The organism is Massilia eburnea, assembly GCF_050709955.1.
Taxonomy (GTDB): Bacteria; Pseudomonadota; Gammaproteobacteria; order Burkholderiales; family Burkholderiaceae_D; genus Rugamonas; species Rugamonas eburnea_A.
In genome coordinates this window covers 62,550-77,101 of record NZ_JBNZFX010000018.1, presented here as the reverse complement: position 1 = coordinate 77,101, position 14,552 = coordinate 62,550, and the positions used below count along the sequence as shown (strand labels likewise).

Genomic DNA, 14,552 nt, shown 5'->3' with positions numbered 1-14,552 from the left:
GGCGCGCCACTTCCCTGTGGCTGGGGGTTGCAGCGCTGCCGGCGCGCAAGAAGGATGAGAACACCCTGCACGACTCGGCCCTCGGCTATTTGCTGACAGGCGGCGAGCCGCTGCCGTCCGGCCAATTGCTGGAAAGCTGGCAGCAACTGCGTGCCGGCTGCGATGCCATTTCGGTCTCCCTGCTGGAGCCTGGCGTGCCGGTGACCCGCCTGGCTCGCGCGGTGGAGCGACCGCCACTGGAAGCGCCACAGGCCTATCAGGGCGAATTCGAGCGCGACTGGTCGGTCGGCAGCTTTACCTCACTGGCAAGGCGCAGCGGCGGCGAGCCGCTGCCGGCGCCGATGTACGCCGCGCAGGAAACCCTGCTGGAAGGCGAAGAAGCGGGCGTGGTGTTGCGCGTCGAAGATACCGCCTGGCACCGCTTCCCCGCGCGGCTCCGTGCCCGGCAATTTCCTGCACGACCAGCTCGAATCGCTGGCGCGCGACGGCTTTGCCGCGATCAACCAGGAACACTACGCGCAGCGCGCGGCGCGCCAGATCAAGCGCGCCGGCTGGGGCCATCGCGAGGCCGACACATTGGAATGGCCTGCGCTGTGATTGCCAGCACCGAACTGCCGCCGCTGGGCGGCGCGCTCGACGCCATCGGACAGCTGCTGCCGGAAATGGAGTTCTGGTTTCCCAGCGAGCGGCTGGATACGGGCAAGCTGGACCGCCTGTGCCGCCAGCACCTGCTGGAGGGCATTGCGCGTCCCGGCTTGCCGCAGCGCGAACTGCATGGCATGCTGAAGGGCTTCTGCGACCTGGTGTTCGAGCACCAGGGGCGTTACTGGGTGCTGGACTATAAATCGAATGCGCTGGGCGGCCGGCGATTCGGCCTACCACAAGGCGGCGCTGGCGCACGGCATGGCCGCGCACCGCTACGATGTGCAGGGCGCGATCTATATGCTGGCACTGCACCGCCTGCTGCGCACGCGCCTGGGCGATGCCTACGACCCGGCCACCCAGCTGGGCGGCGCAATCTTTTACTTCCTGCGCGGCGTCGGCAATGCGCAGACGCGCGGCTGCTACCTGTTGCCGCCGGATGCCGAATTGCTGGATGGACTGGACGGGCTTTGCCAATGAGTTTTTACGAACATATCGACATGCTGGCCGAAGGCGGCATGCTGCGCCGCCTGGGGCCCGAGTTTGCACGCTTCGTGACCTCGCTGGAGCCGGACGGCAGCTTCGCGTCGGGCACGCCGCTGGCGCTGGCCTGCCTGCTGCTGTCCGAGCTGGAAGGCCGCGGCCACAGCTGCCTGCAGTTGTCGGCGCTGGCCGGCGATCCCTCGCCGATGCTGGGCTGGGGCGAGGACGACTGGCAAAGCCTGTGTCTGGAAGCGGGCACACTGCCGCCAAGCCTGGCGGCCTGGCACGACTTGCTGCAGGCCTGCCCGCAAGTGCTGGCGTGGCCTGGCGGCGTCGATCAAGGCCAGCCGCTGGTGCTGGCCGGGGGCCGCCTGTACCTGCGCCGCTACTGGTCCGACGAAAACACCGTTGCCCGCGCGGTGCGTGCACGGACCGACACGCCGCATTTGTCCGATCCGGCGCTGGTGCGCGAATGGCTGGACCGCCTGTTCACGCATGCCACGCGCGAGGGCGGCGCGGACTGGCAGAAGATCGCCTGCGCGGTTGCCTCGCGCGGCGGGCTGGCTGTGATTACCGGCGGTCCGGGTACCGGCAAGACTTATACGGTGGCGCGCCTGCTGGCATTGCTGTTTGCGGTGGAAGGCGAGCACGCCGGCCAACTGCGCGTGGCGCTGGCTGCGCCCACCGGCAAAGCCGCCGCGCGCCTGAAGCAAGCCATCGACAGCACGCTGGGGGACCTGGAGCAAAGCCTGGGCGGTGCCTTGCCGCTGCGCGAACTGGCGCAGCGCATGGGCGGGGCCCGTACCCTGCATTCGCTGCTTGGCGCGCGCACCGGACACGCGCGCGTTCCGCCACAACGCCCGGCAACCCGCTCGACGTCGACGTCCTGATCGTGGACGAAGCGTCCATGGTGCACCTGGAGATGATGGCGGCCTTGCTGGACGCCTTGCCGGACGGTGCGCGCCTGATCCTGTTGGGCGACAAGGACCAGCTGGCATCGGTGGAAGCAGGCTCGGTGCTGGGAGACCTGTGCCACGACGCCCAGGCCGGCGGCTACAGCGCCCGCCACGGCGGCTTTCGTGGCAGCGGCGTCCGGGCAGGCCATCCCGCCGGAATTTCTCGGCAATGCGGGCGCCCTGGCGCAGCAGACCGTCATGCTGCGCCAGAGGCCGGCGTTTCGGCGGGCCGATCGGGCAGTTGGCCATTGCCGTCAACCACGGCGATGCCGAAGCCGCCCGCGCGGTGCTGCGCTCGGACAGCGGCGGGCAACTGCACTGGAACGAAGCGGCGCAGCAGGAGGACTTGCTGCGCCTGGCAGTGGAGGGCTACCGGCCCTTCCTGCACATGATCGGGCAGGGCGCGGGCACTACCCCGCACGATCAATGGAGCGCCAGCGTGCTGCAGGCCTTCGAGGGCTTCCGCCTCCTGTGCTCGGTGCGCGAAGGCGAATGGGGCGTCGCGGGCTCTGAACGACAGCATTGCACAGCGCCTCGAAGAACACGATTTGCTGAAGCGGCGCGGCGACTGGTATGTGGGCCGCCCGGTCATGGTCACGCGCAACGACTACGCAACGGGTGTGTACAACGGCGACATCGGCCTGGTGCTGCCCGACCCGGAGCGCAGCAGCTCGCTGCGCGTCTACTTCTCGGACGGCGGCCAGGTGCGCAGCGTGCTGGCGACCCGCCTGCGCAATGTGGAAACCGCTTTCGCCATGACGGTGCACAAATCGCAGGGTTCGGAATTCAGCCACACCGTGCTGGTGCTGCCGCGCGAAGCTTCCAGCGTGCTGGCGCGCGAACTGGTCTACACCGGCATCACGCGCGCCCGCCAGCGCTTTACGCTGCTGACGCCCAATCCCGGCGTGCTGCCGGACGCAATCCGGCGCCGCACCGAGCGCACCAGCGGCTTACGCAGCCTGCTCGCCTGATTCATCGGCCGCCTGCAGGTCGGCGTGGATCGCCTGCAGCACCGTATCCAGTTCCGGTGCAAGCTGCGCCAGTTCGGCCGCAGCATCGCCGCCGGCGCGCAGCGCATTGGTCACGTCTGCCGCGGCCTGGCGCAAGCCTTCCAGGCCCAGCTGCGCCGCTAGTCCGGCCAGCGTGTGCGCCATGCGCTGTGCGCGCTGGCGGTCGCCCAGCGCCACCGCGTCGCCGATGGCGGCGTGCAGCGCGGCCTGGCTTTGCAGGAACTGGCCCAGCACCTTGCGCAATTGCGCGCGGTTGCCCTGTTGGCGCGCCAGCGCCCCTGCCATGTCGGCGCCGAGGGCGGCCAGGGCCGGGAACGCCGCCTGCGCTGCCGCCTGCGCTTCGGCGCCGGCGACAGTTCCCGGCAGCGGATGGCGGAACAGTGCGGTGAACACGAAGCGGTTGCCTTCGGCTGGATCGCTCTCCAGCAGCAGGTGGCCGCCCATCATGGCCGCCAGCTGGCGCGCCACCGAGAGCCCGAGGCCGGCCGCGGAATCGCCCGGCCCGGCCGGCTCGTACAACTGGACTGCCGCATCGCGCGCTGCGCCGCTGTCGCGCACTTCCCAGCGCAGCAGCGTGCCGTCCGCGCCGCCGGCACCTTCCCGCCGCAGCAGCAACTGCACCTGGCCTCGTTCCGTGAATTTGACGGAATGCGCCAGCAGGTGCTGCAGCAGTTGCTGCAGGCGCGCCGCATCGCCCACGACTTCCTGCGGCAAATCGGCGTCCACCGTGCATTCGAGCAGCAGGCCTTCGGCTTGCGCTGCCGCCTGCCACTCGGCGCAAGCCTGTTCGGCCGCGTGGCGCACGCTGAACACGCAATCTTCCATATGGAGCTTGCCTGCCTCGATGCGCGAAAAATCGAGGATATCGTTGAACATCGCCATCAGGCTGGCGGCAGCGCCATCGACCTGCTCGAGATAGCTGCGCTGGCGCGCATCGAGCGGCCCGCGCAAGGCCAGCTCGGTCAGTCCGATGATGGCGTTCAGCGGCGTGCGGATTTCGTGGCCCATATTGGCCAGGAAGGCGCTCTTGCTGCGGTTGGCATGCTGCGCCGCCTCGTGGGCCGCCCCCGATTGCGCGTTCGGCCTGGCGCAGCTCGGTCACGTCGATGCCGAAACTGAGCAAGGCAATCTCGCCTTCTTCCAGGGCGCTATGGTGCCAGGCGATGCGGCGCTCGTCGCCTGATGCGGTGTGCAGCAGGTGTTCGTGGCTGGCCGGCATGGCGCGGAACTGTTCGGGATGCGCGCCCTGCGGCCATTGCGATACGGCCGACATGGGCAGCAGCGGCAGGTCGCGCCATACGCGGCCCAGCACGCTGTCGCGGCTGCAGCCGGTGACCCGGGCCGCCGTTTCATTGAAGATCAGCACCTCGCCGTCATGCCCCAGGCCCAGCACCAGCATGCCGGCACTGTTCAGCAAGCGGTCCAGCAACTGGCGTGTGCAGTTGCAGCTTGCGCTCCGACTCGCCGCGCGCGGCTGCCGCCGAGCCCAGGCCCTGCTGCAGCGCATGCAGCGACGACAGCAGTTCGCCCGTTTCGTCGTGGTAGGGCTGCGGAGGCGGCGAAGTCAGGTTGCCATCGCGCACGCGCTGCGCGATGGCCAACGCCTGTGCCAATGGTTGCGTGATGCTGCGGCTGATCAGCCATGCCATGGCCACCGCGAGCGCCAGCGAGCCGGCCAGGATCGCCAGCATCAATGCGCTTGTCGGCGCGAATGCGCTCGGCCGCCTGGCCTTCGGTAAAGCGCGCGCGGCTGGCCGCCTGGTTGACCAGGTTGTCGATGACTTGCCGGTGCAGCTCGTAATGGCGCTGCATCTTTGCCAGCGCGTGCTCGGCGCGCGGCCGGTCGTCCAGCTCCAGCGCCCGGTACCAGTTGGCTGAAGGCTTCGTTGTAGAAACGCGCTCGCCTGCAGGTTCGCTTGCTTGAGCGATTCGGCCAGGCCGCCGTCAAGCGGGCGGCTTTGCCAGTAATGGACGCGCGCAACCTGCTGCGCATGCAAGGTGCGCAGGCGCTGCGCCAGCTGTTCGCGCTCGACCTGGCTGCTGGCGGCAGCCAGCTGCTGCGCCACCAGGAAGGACTCGATGATGTACAGCGGCGGCGGCAGCACGTCGGCGATCAGGTCCTTGCCCTGGATTACTTCGCCATACAGGGGACCGTTGACGCGCAGCGCATCGAGGGTGCGGAACGACCATAGTCCATATAGCAGGAAGCCGCCGGCGAAGATCCCCACGAGGATCGCCAGGCGGCGCGCGAAGCGCAGGTTGCGCAGCAGGTCCATGGTGCCTCTCGGCAGCGAACCCCGTCAGGTGTGCTACATGCGGCGGCGACGGCGTTCCGTTGTGCGCACGGCTTTCTTGCGCGGGCTGGATGCTTTCATCACTTTGGGAGCGTTGTCGCCCGCCAGCAGGCGGCGGATGTTCAGCGCATCCATCAGGCGCGCCGAATTGCCCCCGGCGTTCAGCAGCACCAGGGTTGCTGCGCGGCCGGCTTCGGTGATGCGCATGATCAGGCAGCGGCCCGCTTCTTCGGTATAGCCGGTCTTGGACAGGCCGATATCCCAGCCCTTGGCGCCGACCAGGCGGTTGGTGTTGTGGTACTGCACCATGCGCCCCTTCATGCTGATCACTTCCTCGGTGTCGGTCGTGATGCGGCGGATCTCGGGATAGCGGGCGGCGGCGGCGGCCCATTTTCACCAGGTCGGCGGCATTCGATATATTGTTAGGCGACAGGCCGGTTGGTTCATCGATCTGGGTGCTGGTCATGCCAAGCTGCTGGATCTTGGCATGCACGGCGGCCGTAAAGGCGGCCGGCCCGCCGGGGAAGGTGCGGGCCAGCGCGGCGGCGGCGCGGTTATCGGACGACATCAGCGCCAGTTGCAGCAGCTCGCCGCGCGAGATGGCGGCGCCGACCGGCACGCGCGAGGTGCTGTGCTTGAGCGTATCGACGTCGTCCTTGTCGATGCTGATCTGCTCGTCCATATCAAGTTTGGAGTCGAGCACGACCATTGCGGTCATCAATTTGGTCAGGGAGGCGATCGGAACAACGGCGGTGGCGTTCTTCTCGACCAGCACTTTGCCAGTCTCATCCTCGACGACAAGCACGGATTGCGAGCCCAAAGGCACGGCAAACGCGGCTGCGGAGATCGACATCAGCAGGGCTGCGGTTATTTTCTTGAACATGATCGGATTGGGGCGTTCGTTCGGGGCGGAATAATGCTGGATAAGAGGCAATATTCTAAATATGGACAATATCACTATCGGGTTAACTCGTCCAGCAAACGTCAATCATGCGCAACTGAACAATAAAAAAGATGGCGTGCGGCACACGCGCCGGGAATACTGCTATTGTTATTCGATAATATTTCCCTCTTGAAATTTGCCATGTTGGTAATTGAGAGAATTGCAAAACATCCGCTGCGCGCCTGGACCGTGGTGATCTTGTCGGCCGTGGCAGCGGCCTGGCTGGCCGGCGCCGGCTACCGCGGCAAGCTGGAGCAGGACCGTCTGGCGTTATTGAATATCGACGTGCAGCGCGACGCAATTGCCGCCATGTCATTAACCCTGGATAGTAATTTGATGGGGGCGATTTCCCTGCTCGGATTGATTGAGCCGGATATCAAAAATGAAAGCGCTGAAGCAATTCGCTCCAGCCAGCCGAAAATATCGGCTTTATTGGAAAGCATCGCCCGCAGCCAGCAAATCCAGGGTTTATTCGTGGTCGGCAAAGATGGCTTTGTCAAATCGTCATGGGATGACAGCGGAAAGCCCTCCACCGGCATCGACGTGCGCTTCCGCCCCTATTACCAGCAGGCGATGGCCGGGCGCAACAACATCTACGCCGCGGTCAGCCTGGCGCGCGGCGACCATGCCCTGTATTTCGCGGCGCCGGTATATGCCGCCATGGCGCGCAGCGGCGATCCGGTCGGCGTGGTGGTGGCGCGCACCGATATGGAAAAGCTGGAACGCCTGCTGGCGCGCAGCGGCCAGGCCGCCATGCTGCTGTCGCCGCAGGGCGTGGTGTTCGCCAGCAGCCGGCATGAGTGGCGCGGCATGCTGGCCGGCCCGGTGACGCCGGCCAGGGTGGCCGAAATCCGGGCTGTGCGCCAGTTCGGCAAGCTGTTCGAAGAGCAGGAGCCGCGTCCGCTGCCGGTCAGCATTGCGCCGGGCCTGGTGCAGGGGGAAGGGCGGCAGTATGCAGTGGCGTCGGCTGCCGTGGACTGGCACGATCCCTCCGGCGCCTGGCAATTGGTGGTGCTGGAAGACCTGGGCCAGAGCGTGCCGCCGGGTAGCGGGCGTGCCGGCCGCCGCCATGGCTGCGGCCGTGGTGGTCCTGCTGGGGGCGGCATTACTGCGCGCCGTGCGCAGCCAGGCGGCCCAGCAGCGCGTCCACCGCGAACTCGAACGCGTGGCGCAAGAACAGGCCTTGCGCGCCGAACGCAAGATGCAGCTGGCCCAGGTGGCGCTGCAGATGCAGCAGGCGCCCGAGCGCCATGCCCGCCTGAACACCTTCCTCGAGCAATGCCATCAACTGTTCGGCGCCATGCAGGGCGCCATCTACGCAGCCGATGGCGATGGACTGGCGCTGGCCGCCAGTTATGCCAGCACGGCGCCGCCGCAGCGCCTGGCACTGGGTGAGGGCCTGCTCGGCCAATGTGCACTGGGGCGCGAACCGCGCATCGTTGGCGCCGGGGGCGCAGGCACCGCATGGAGCATCCGCTCCGGCCTGGGTAGTGTCGCCCCGGGTGCCTTGTTGCTGGCGCCGGTCCAGTTGCGGGGGCGCCTGCTTGGGGCCGTGGAACTGGCGGTGCTGCAGGCGCCGGATGCGGCCACTTATGAGCAATTCCTGTCAGCGCTGGACCTGCTGGCGATTTACATGACTGAGTAGGGAGGCAGTGTGGCCCGCTTACTGACTAGACTTGAAAAACTGGGCCTGACGTGGAAGCTCGCGCTGGGTTTTGGCGGCAGCCTGTTGATCACGCTGGCGTTCGGGCTGCACAACGTCACCACCCAGGCCCACATGCACGACCAGATCCTCGGCATCTACAAGAACGACTTGCTGGGCATCTCCGACGCCAAGGACGCGCTGATCCAGTTCGCCCAGCGTGGACGCGCCTTGCAGCAGGCCTTGCTGGCGCGCGACAGTGCCGGCCGCGATTATGCCCTGTCCTTGATTGAAGAAGCCCAGCGCCGCCAGGACCGTGCGCTGGAAGAACTGCGCCCGCGCATCATCCGCGAGGAAAACCGCAAGAACCTGGCCGAATTCGAAACGGCCTACGCCGATTACCACTTGCGGGTGGACCAGGCGGTACGGCTGCTGCGTGCCGGCCAGCCGGAGCAGGCGGCCGCCGTGGTGGCTGATCCGCGCTTCCAGGAACACGGCATGCGTGCCAACAATGCCTTGACGCGGATTGCGGAAATCAAGGAAGACAGTGCACGCCACCAGATCGAGGAAATGCAGGCGCTGTCGCGCTATGAGAAGCAGCTGACTTACGGCCTGCTCGGACTGAGCCTGGTGCTGGGCATCCTGTTCAGCTACCTGGTGGCACGCTCGGTGCGACTGCCGTCGGACCGCCTGCGCAGCGCCGTGCAGCAACTGGCGCAAGGCAAACTGAGTGCGCAGGTTCCGCTGACCGACTTCCCGAACGAAATGGGCAGCCTGGCGCGCGCAATCAAGGTGCTGCAGGAAGAGGCCTGCAAGATGGAGGCGCAGCGCTGGCTCAAGAGCCACCTGGCCGCGATCGGCAACGACTTGCAATCGGCCGAAAGCGCGCAAGACCTGGCCGCGCGCACATTGGCGGCACTGGCGCCGCTGGTGCAGGCCGGCCACGCGGCCTTCTACCGCCATGAAGCGGAAGATGGCAGCCTGTCGCTGCTGGCCGGCTACGCGTTGCGCGGCAGGTCCGCGGCGCAGCAGCGCTTCCTGCTGGGCGAAGGGCTGGTGGGGCAATGCGCGGCCGAACGCAAGCCAATCATCATGCGGCAAGCGCCGGCCGGTTATGTCCGCATTGGCTCCGCCCTGGGCGAGGCCGATCCGGCCAGCATCGCCATCGTGCCGGTGCTGCGCAATGAGCGCCTGCTGGGCGTGCTGGAACTGGCGACGCTGGAGCCATATGGCGACCAGGCCCAGTCGCTGCTCGATGGTGCGTTGCCGGTGGTGGCCATGAATATGGAAATCCTGGAGCGCAATGAGCGCACCAGGGTGCTGGAAGAGCGCAGCCGCCTGGTGCTGGGCACGGTGAGCGATGGCATTGTCGGCCTCGACCTGGGCGGGCGGATCACCTTCGTCAACCCGGCGGCGCCGGCCCTGCTCGGCTGCGACGAGGCCGAACTGGTCGGCGCCGAATGGCAGCAGGACAGCGAACAGTTGAAACGCAAGGATGGCAGCACTTTCCCGGTCGATTGCGTGGACCGGCCGATGTACAAGGATGGCGCGCAAGTCGGTTCGGTACTGGTGTTTCGCGACATCACCGAACGCAAGGCCTTGGAGCAGCAGATCACGCGCAGCAACTTCCTCGGCGATATCGCGCTGGAGATGACCGGCTGCGGCTACTGGGTGGTCGACTACAGCGATCCGGCCTACTACACGCAGTCCGAGCGCGCGGCGCGCCTGCTGGGCGAAGCGCCGCGGCCCGATGGCCGCTACCACCTGCAGGACGAATGGTTTGCGCGCGTGGTGGAAGCCGATCCCGAAGGCGCGCTGCGTGTTGCGGCGCGGGTGCAGGGTGCGCTGGACGGCACGTACGACAAGTTCGATGCCGTGTATGCCTACAAGCGCCCGTTGGATGGCCGCATCATCTGGTTGCACGCGGTCGGCACTGTGGTGCGCGACGAGGAAGGCGGAACGCCGCGCTTCATGTACGGCGTGTACCAGGACATCACGGCGCAAAAGGCGGCCGAGGACGAACTGCGCATCGCCAAGGAGCAGGCGCAGGCCGCAACCCGGGCCAAGAGCGATTTCCTGGCCAATATGAGCCACGAAATCCGCACCCCGATGAACGCCATCATCGGCATGTCGCACCTGGCTTTGCAGACCAATCTCGACAGGCGCCAGCGCAACTACGTCGAGAAGGTGCAGCGTGCCGGCGAGAACCTGCTCGGCATCATCAACGACATCCTCGACTTCTCGAAGATCGAGGCCGGCAAGATGACGGTGGAGCAGGTCGAATTCGATCTCGACGACGTGCTTGACAACCTGGCCAACCTGATCGGCTTCAAGGCCGAGGACAAGGGGCTGGAGCTGCTGTTCCAGGTGGCGCCGGAACTGCCGACCGGCCTGGTGGGCGATCCGCTGCGCATCGGGCAGGTGCTGGTCAACCTGGCCAATAATGCGGTCAAGTTCACCGCCAACGGCGAAGTGGTGGTCGGCATCGAGCAGTCGGCCCAGGACGAACAGGGCATCGAGCTGCACTTCTGGGTGCGCGACTCGGGTATCGGCATGAGCGAGGCGCAAAGCGCAAAACTGTTCCAGTCCTTCAGCCAGGCCGATGCCTCCACCACCCGCAAGTATGGCGGCACCGGCCTTGGCCTGGTAATCAGCAAGAACCTGCTGGAGCTGATGGGGGGGCGCATCTGGGTCGAAAGCATGGAAGGCAAGGGCTCCACTTTTCACTTCACGGCGCGCTTCGGATTGCAGTCCAATCCGAAACCGCGCCGCATGTTCCGCGCCGACGAGTTGCTGGGCGTGCGCGTGCTGGTGGTGGACGACAATGCCTCGGCGCGCGAGATCCTGTCCACGGTTGCCCGATCCTTCGGCCTGGAAGTCGAGGTTGCGCTGAGCGGCCAACAGGCGCTGGAACTGGCGTCGCGCGCGGAGCGGCAGGGCATGCCATATGACCTGATCCTGATGGATTGGAAGATGCCCTCAATGGACGGGGTGGAAACGGTGCGCCGCCTGCAGTCGGGGCAGGCCGGGCGCCTGCCGGCCGTGATCATGGTGACCGCCTATGGCCGCGAGGAAGCCCTGACCAGTGCGGAGGAGCGCCAGGTCCAGCTCAAATCCGTGCTGACCAAGCCGGTGACGCCGTCCGCGCTGCTGGAAGCGGTCGGGGAGGCGCTGGGCAAGGGCGTGCTGATCGAAGGCCGCCGTTCGGCGGAGCGCGACCTGCAGCAGGGCGAAATCATGGCGCGCCTGGCCGGCACGCGCGTGCTGCTGGTCGAAGACAATGAGCTGAACCAGGAGCTGGCGATCGACCTGCTGGGCAAGGCGGGTATCGAGGCGGTGCTGGCATGCCATGGGCAGGAGGCGCTTGACATCCTGGCGCAAGACGCGCGCTTCGACGGCGTGCTGATGGACTGCCAGATGCCGGTGATGGATGGCTTCCAGGCTTCGCGCGCAATTCGCGGCATTCCTGCGCTGGACAAGTTGCCGGTTATCGCCATGACGGCCAACGCCATGGCAGGCGACCGTGAAAAGGTACTGGCCAGCGGCATGCAGGACCATATCGCGAAGCCGGTCAATGTGGCTGAAATGTACGCTACGCTGGCGCGCTGGCTGCGGCCGGAGCCGGGCGGGCCGGCGGCCGGTGGCATGCAGCAGGTCCCGCGCAAGCCGGGCGCGGCCTCCGCCAGTGCCGCCGGCGCCCAGCCTGCACCGCTGCCAGCGCTGCCGATGGTCGATGTGCGGGCGGGGCTCGCGACATCGATGGGCGACGAGAAACTGTACCGCCGCCTGCTGCTCAAGTTCCGCGATGGCCAGCAGGAGTTCTCCGCCATGTTCGTGCAAGCCTTGCTGGGCGGCGATGCTGCGGCGCCGGAGCGCCTGGCGCACACCCTGAAGGGCGTGGCCGGCAATATCGGCGCCCGCAGCGTGCAGCAGGCCGCGCAGGATTTGGAGCAGGCCTGCCAGCAAGGCGCGCCACGCGAAGACCTGGAGCGCCTGCTGGCCATGGTGCTGGTGGAGCTGGACCCGCTGCTTGCCGCACTGCGCGCGCTCGATGCGGCGACGCGCGGAGGCGCCTTGCACCCGGCGTTGGCGCCGGTCCACGCTGCCGCCGCAGCGTTTGCGCCCGCGCCAACAGTGGCTGCGCCGCCCCCGCTTGGCCGCCTGCGCCATCTGCTGGCCGACAGCGATTCGGAAGCGGCCGAGCTGTGGGATGCCGAGCTGGCGCAATTCAAGGCGGCCTTGCCCGATCATTGGCGCCGTATCGCAAACGGAATTGGTAACCTGGACCTGGAAGCCGCGCTGGCGGCGCTGGACGAAGCAATGGCTAGCCTGGAGGGAAAGTGAGATGGAACTGGAACTGATCGCAAAGAAAACCGTGCTGCTGGTCGATGACTCGCCCGACAACCTGGTGCTGATGAACGACCTCCTGAAAGACCTGTACAAGGTAAAGGTCGCCAATAGCGGCGAAAAGGCCCTGCGCATCGCCGCCACCGGCCAGCCGCCCGACGTGGTGCTGCTGGACGTGATGATGCCGGAAATGGACGGTTATGAAGTATGCCGCCGCCTGAAGGCCGATCCGGCCACGCGCGATATCCCCATCATCTTCCTGACCGCCAAGTCGGAAGTGGAGGACGAGCGGCTGGGCCTGGAGCTGGGCGCAGTCGACTACATCACCAAGCCAATCAGCCCGCCGATCACGCTGGCGCGCGTTCGCAACCATCTGAAGCTGAAGGAGCATGCCGATTTCCTGCGCGACCAGAACGAGTTCCTGGAGCAGGAAGTGCGGGAGCGCACGCGCGAAGTGGTGGCGATCCAGGACGTCACCATCCTCGCCATGGCATCGATGGCGGAAACCCGCGACTCGGAAACCGGCAACCATATCCGCCGCACCCAGTTCTACGTCAAGGCGCTGGCCGAACGCTTGAAGGGCCACCCGCGCTTCAGCGCCGTGCTGAGCGATAACTACATCAACCTGCTGTTCAAATCGGCCCCGCTGCACGATATCGGCAAGGTCGGCATCCCCGACCGCATCCTGCTCAAGCCAGGCAGGTTCGAGCCGCACGAATTCGAGATCATGAAAACGCATACCACGCTGGGCCGCGCCGCCATCGAACATGCCGAACGCTCCTTGGGTACCCCGATGGCCTTCCTGTCGATCGCCAAGGAGATCGCGTTTTCGCATCAGGAAAAGTGGGACGGTTCAGGCTATCCGGAAGGGCTGGCCGGAGAAGCGATCCCGGTTTCGGCGCGCTTGATGGCGGTGGCGGATGTGTACGACGCCCTGATCAGCCGCCGGGTCTACAAGGACGGCATGTCGCACGAGCAGGCGGTGCAGATCATCATCGAAGGCAAGGGCAAACACTTCGATCCCGACATGATCGATGCATTCATCGGCTTGCAGGAGGAGTTCCGCGCCATTGCGGCGCGGTTCCATGATACCGACCATGACATGGCCGAGAAAAAGGCGCAGATTGAACGCCTGACGAAAGCCTGAGGCTTACTTTGAGGTGTAGATCTTGTCGAACTCGCCGCCGTCGTCGAAGTGCTTCTTCTGGGCTGCACGCCAGCCGCCGAACACTTCATCCACGGTGAACAGCGAAATCGGCTTGAAGGTGGCCGCGTACTTCTTGAATACCGCGTCCGAACGTGGGCGCAGGTAGTGCTTGGCGATGATCTCCTGGCCGGCATCGGAGTACAGGAAGTTCAGGTAGGCGGTGGCTTCCTTGCGGATGCCTTTCTTGTCCACCACCTTGTCGACTACGGCCACCGGCGATTCAGCCAGGATCGAAGACGATGGATACACCACCTCGAAGTCGTCGCCGAATTCAGCGCGCACCAGGTTCACTTCGTTCTCGAAGGTCACCAGCACATCGCCGATCTGGCGCTGGGTGAAAGTCGTGGTGGCGGCGCGGCCGCCGCCATCCAGCACCGGCACGTTCTTGAAGATCTTGCCGACCAGCTCGCGCGCTTGCGCCTCATTGCCGCCTTTCTTCAACACCGAACCCCATGCGGCGAGGTAGGTATAGCGGCCATTGCCCGCGGTTTTAGGATTCGGGATCACGACGGCCACGCCCGGCTTGGCCAGGTCGCTCCAGTCCTTGATCGCTTTCGGATTACCCTTGCGCACCAGGTAGACCATGGTGGAGTAGGCTGGCGCTGCATTGTTCGGGAACTTTTTGGCCCAGTCCTGCACCACCAGGCCACGGTCGGCCAGCATGTCGATGTCGTTGGCCTGGTTCATGGTCACCACCGACGCTTCCAGGCCATCGGCCACGGCGCGCGCCTGCTTGGACGAGCCGCCGTGCGACTGCTTGATGGTGACGTCCACGCCGGTGCTCTTCTTGTATGCAGCGGCGAAAGCCGGGTTGACATCTTTATACAGCTCGCGTGCCACGTCATAGGACACGTTCAGCAGGGTCACTTCCGCGGCCGATGCGAGCGGGGCGAAACCGATGGTGGCCGCTGCCAGGGTGGCGCCGAGTGCAAATGCGAATTTGTTATAAGTCATGGCGATCTCTATTGTGAAAACAGATATGCATGGTCTAGAATCTCGCGCCGAAAGGAAACTACTTATTCGTTATA

General features: G+C 66.0%; 12 protein-coding genes and 3 pseudogenes. 8 read left to right on the top strand and 7 right to left on the bottom strand.

Annotated features, from left to right (window positions below; translation table 11 throughout):
- Together ACQ4MM_RS10660 and ACQ4MM_RS10655 are read left to right on the top strand one after the other, a co-directional pair.
- A partial coding sequence (locus tag ACQ4MM_RS10660; RefSeq protein WP_431477339.1) for an AAA family ATPase occupies positions 1-2,015 on the top strand: 2,015 nt, incomplete at its 5' end.
- A 17-nt stretch (positions 2,016-2,032) separates the two neighbouring features.
- Positions 2,033-2,110: pseudogene (locus tag ACQ4MM_RS10655) on the top strand (hypothetical protein); the annotation flags it as partial.
- Between the two features lie 167 nt (positions 2,111-2,277).
- Here ACQ4MM_RS10655 and ACQ4MM_RS10650 read toward each other — a convergent pair.
- Positions 2,278-2,604, bottom strand: coding sequence for a hypothetical protein (locus ACQ4MM_RS10650; protein ID WP_431477346.1), 327 nt, complete (start codon positions 2,602-2,604; stop codon positions 2,278-2,280).
- Positions 2,605-2,629: 25 nt separating this feature from the next.
- Between ACQ4MM_RS10650 and ACQ4MM_RS10645 the strand changes: the two genes are divergently transcribed.
- Entirely contained in the window at positions 2,630-3,052 is a 423-nt protein-coding gene (locus ACQ4MM_RS10645) for an ATP-dependent DNA helicase (RefSeq protein WP_431477338.1), read from the top strand.
- Here the strand turns inward: ACQ4MM_RS10645 and ACQ4MM_RS10640 are convergent.
- Positions 3,032-4,099, bottom strand: a complete 1,068-nt coding sequence (locus tag ACQ4MM_RS10640) for a histidine kinase dimerization/phospho-acceptor domain-containing protein (protein WP_431477337.1) — start codon at positions 4,097-4,099, stop codon at positions 3,032-3,034. The two genes, ACQ4MM_RS10645 and ACQ4MM_RS10640, sit on opposite strands and share 21 nt — an antisense overlap.
- 19 nt (positions 4,100-4,118) lie before the next feature.
- On the opposite strand from ACQ4MM_RS10640, the gene ACQ4MM_RS10635 reads away from it, so the two are divergent.
- A complete protein-coding gene (locus ACQ4MM_RS10635) occupies positions 4,119-4,274 on the top strand; it encodes a hypothetical protein (RefSeq protein WP_431477336.1) in 156 nt (51 codons plus the stop codon).
- On the opposite strand, the pseudogene ACQ4MM_RS10630 reads toward ACQ4MM_RS10635, so the two are convergent.
- From ACQ4MM_RS10630 to ACQ4MM_RS10615, 4 genes and pseudogenes are all read right to left on the bottom strand, one after another.
- Positions 4,224-4,490: pseudogene (locus tag ACQ4MM_RS10630) on the bottom strand (PAS domain-containing protein); the annotation flags it as partial. The gene ACQ4MM_RS10635 and the pseudogene ACQ4MM_RS10630 sit on opposite strands and share 51 nt — an antisense overlap.
- Complete coding sequence (locus ACQ4MM_RS10625; protein ID WP_431477335.1) at positions 4,465-5,367, bottom strand: HAMP domain-containing protein; 903 nt, start codon at positions 5,365-5,367, stop codon at positions 4,465-4,467. The gene ACQ4MM_RS10625 and the pseudogene ACQ4MM_RS10630, both read right to left, overlap by 26 nt.
- Before the next feature lie 33 nt (positions 5,368-5,400).
- On the bottom strand, positions 5,401-5,706 hold the full coding sequence (locus ACQ4MM_RS10620) for a hypothetical protein (RefSeq protein ID WP_431477334.1): 306 nt from the start codon (positions 5,704-5,706) through the stop codon (positions 5,401-5,403).
- Between the two features lie 121 nt (positions 5,707-5,827).
- Positions 5,828-6,238: pseudogene (locus ACQ4MM_RS10615) on the bottom strand (serine hydrolase); the annotation flags it as partial.
- 231 nt (positions 6,239-6,469) lie between these two features.
- Here ACQ4MM_RS10615 and ACQ4MM_RS10610 point away from each other — a divergent pair.
- From ACQ4MM_RS10610 to ACQ4MM_RS10595, 4 genes are read left to right on the top strand one after another with little or no spacing between them, the layout of a single operon-like run.
- Entirely contained in the window at positions 6,470-7,723 is a 1,254-nt protein-coding gene (locus tag ACQ4MM_RS10610) for a cache domain-containing protein (protein WP_431477333.1), read from the top strand.
- Complete coding sequence (locus ACQ4MM_RS10605; RefSeq protein ID WP_431477332.1) at positions 7,629-7,973, top strand: GAF domain-containing protein; 345 nt, start codon at positions 7,629-7,631, stop codon at positions 7,971-7,973. Before ACQ4MM_RS10610 ends, ACQ4MM_RS10605 begins: the two co-directional genes overlap by 95 nt.
- Positions 7,974-7,982: 9 nt before the next feature.
- Entirely contained in the window at positions 7,983-12,314 is a 4,332-nt protein-coding gene (locus ACQ4MM_RS10600) for a response regulator (protein ID WP_431477331.1), read from the top strand.
- 1 nt (position 12,315) lies between these two features.
- Positions 12,316-13,464: a response regulator gene (locus tag ACQ4MM_RS10595; protein ID WP_431477330.1), complete on the top strand. Its 1,149-nt coding sequence runs from the start codon at positions 12,316-12,318 to the stop codon at positions 13,462-13,464.
- A 3-nt stretch (positions 13,465-13,467) separates the two neighbouring features.
- On the opposite strand, the gene ACQ4MM_RS10590 is transcribed toward ACQ4MM_RS10595, so the two are convergent.
- A complete protein-coding gene (locus tag ACQ4MM_RS10590) occupies positions 13,468-14,478 on the bottom strand; it encodes a sulfate ABC transporter substrate-binding protein (RefSeq protein ID WP_431477329.1) in 1,011 nt (336 codons plus the stop codon).
- Between the last annotated feature and the right edge of the window lie 74 nt (positions 14,479-14,552).

Coding starts and splice junctions, on each gene's coding strand:
- ACQ4MM_RS10650 (WP_431477346.1), bottom strand. CDS start 2,604: ATGCTGTCGTTCAGAGCCCGCGACGCCCCATTCGCCTTCGCGCACCGA.
- ACQ4MM_RS10640 (WP_431477337.1), bottom strand. CDS start 4,099: ATGGGCCACGAAATCCGCACGCCGCTGAACGCCATCATCGGACTGACC.
- ACQ4MM_RS10605 (WP_431477332.1), top strand. CDS start 7,629: ATGCAGGGCGCCATCTACGCAGCCGATGGCGATGGACTGGCGCTGGCC.
- ACQ4MM_RS10610 (WP_431477333.1), top strand. CDS start 6,470: ATGTTGGTAATTGAGAGAATTGCAAAACATCCGCTGCGCGCCTGGACC.
- ACQ4MM_RS10590 (WP_431477329.1), bottom strand. CDS start 14,478: ATGACTTATAACAAATTCGCATTTGCACTCGGCGCCACCCTGGCAGCG.
- ACQ4MM_RS10595 (WP_431477330.1), top strand. CDS start 12,316: ATGGAACTGGAACTGATCGCAAAGAAAACCGTGCTGCTGGTCGATGAC.
- ACQ4MM_RS10620 (WP_431477334.1), bottom strand. CDS start 5,706: ATGAAGGGGCGCATGGTGCAGTACCACAACACCAACCGCCTGGTCGGC.
- ACQ4MM_RS10625 (WP_431477335.1), bottom strand. CDS start 5,367: ATGGACCTGCTGCGCAACCTGCGCTTCGCGCGCCGCCTGGCGATCCTC.